Origin of the sequence: Sutterella sp., from assembly GCF_052272535.1 — a bacterium.
Classification (GTDB): domain Bacteria; phylum Pseudomonadota; class Gammaproteobacteria; order Burkholderiales; family Burkholderiaceae_F; genus Sutterella.
Map to the genome: position 1 here is coordinate 1 of NZ_DAVZJY010000354.1, position 1,521 is coordinate 1,521.

Annotated in this window: 2 protein-coding genes; both read left to right on the forward strand. The window is 67.5% G+C overall.

The window, feature by feature from the left end; translation table 11 throughout:
* Nucleotides 1-433: 433 nt before the first annotated feature.
* Nucleotides 434-742: a copper resistance protein NlpE gene (locus ACT6Y9_RS10920; RefSeq protein ID WP_443744549.1), complete on the forward strand. Its 309-nt coding sequence runs from the start codon at nucleotides 434-436 to the stop codon at nucleotides 740-742.
* Nucleotides 743-893: 151 nt separating this feature from the next.
* Nucleotides 894-1,379, forward strand: a complete 486-nt coding sequence (locus ACT6Y9_RS10925; protein WP_443744550.1) for a hypothetical protein — start codon at nucleotides 894-896, stop codon at nucleotides 1,377-1,379.
* Nucleotides 1,380-1,521 lie beyond the last annotated feature (142 nt).

Consider the following 1,521-nt stretch of genomic DNA (forward strand, 5'->3'; position numbering starts at 1 on the left):
TCGAAGCGGGTCCTTGCGCCGGGCCGATGCAAAAAAGGCGCCGGAGACCCCGACGCCTTTGATGCGGAGTTGATCCGCCGCACAATGGCGGAGCCGCTCCTTTGACCTCACGCGCAATGCTAATTCAAAGCGCCTGTTCTGGGCAGGGAGGTTTCCCCGCGCCCTTTTGCAGAATTGGAAAAGAGGGATTTCCACTTTCCGCTCGGCGCCCCGCACCGTGTAGGATTCGTCCTTTGAAGGGGCGCGGGCGGCGCGGAGACTGCTCCCGGCAGCGCGCCTTCTTTTTCTTGGAGTTTCGAATCATGAAAACCTTCCGTTCCGGCACTGCGCTCCCCGCGCTTCTCCTCTCGGGCGTGATGCTCGCTGCCGCGGGCTGCGCGCAGAAGAACGCTGGCCGACGACGCCGGCGGCGCCGGCCGCCGCCGCAGCCGAGGTGCGCGCGCTCTCGGGCGTCTACGAAGGGATGCTCCCGTGCGCGGACTGCGCGGGCATCCGCACGGCGCTCTATCTGCGGGCGGAGGGCACCTACACGCGCGTCTCGCACTACGAGGGCACGGACGGAGCGTTCGACGAGGGCGGCTCCTGGCGGCTCGAGAAGGACCGCATCGTCTTCACGCCCGCGGCCGCGAAGGACGAGATCTGGGCGGCCCGTCCGATTCCGCAGGGCCTGCGGCTCCTTGACCGCGAGGGCGGGGAGGCCGAAGGTCCCTTGGCGCCGATGTACGACTTGAAGCGCAACTGAAGTCGGGCGCACGCCTTCTTCAGCCTGCGCGAAGACTCGCGGCATAGACTCGGGGGACAAACCATCCCCAACTGCGGGCGGTCGTCCTCCGGACTCATGCAGGAGCCCGGCAGCGGCGCCCACGGCCGCACTTCATCCCGGAATCTACGTCATGACCTCTCTCCGCCGCAGTCTCTCCCTCACTTCCGCCGCGCTTCTCCTTGCGGGAATGCTTGCCGGCTGCCAGAGCGTTCCCGTCGATGAAAACGGGTTCGAGCTCTCCGGTGCGCGGCTCGCCGCCGCCACGGCCGAGGCGCCTGCACCGAAGATGACGCCCGACGTCGAGCGCGTGATGCGCCAGGTCTTCGCCTACGACGCGTCGATTCCCGTCTCGAGCGCCTTCGAGCAGTACGGCGCCTGCGACCCCAAGACCCGCGTCTGGGAGGAGCTCGAGCCCGGCGACGTGCAGTTCTCCTGCCGCTACGACGACGGCTCGATCGTGCAGTTCGACTTCCGCGTGGACGCCGCGAAGTCCGTGCGCCTCGCGATGGTGACCTTCACGACGATGAACGATGCGGAGTTCGCGGGCGTGAGCCTGCGCGGCCCCGACGCCGAGGACATGCTGAAGCGCATCTACATGAACCAGCCGCTCTTCTGACGCGGCCGGCGTCCTTCGACGCGGCTTCGTCATGGGGCGGCGCCGCTGCGGTGCCGCCCATAAACGAAAAAGGCCTCCCGCCCGCTTTTTGACCAAAAGATAGGCCTCGCGCAAGCCCCGTCCTTCAGGGCGAGGTTAGCGA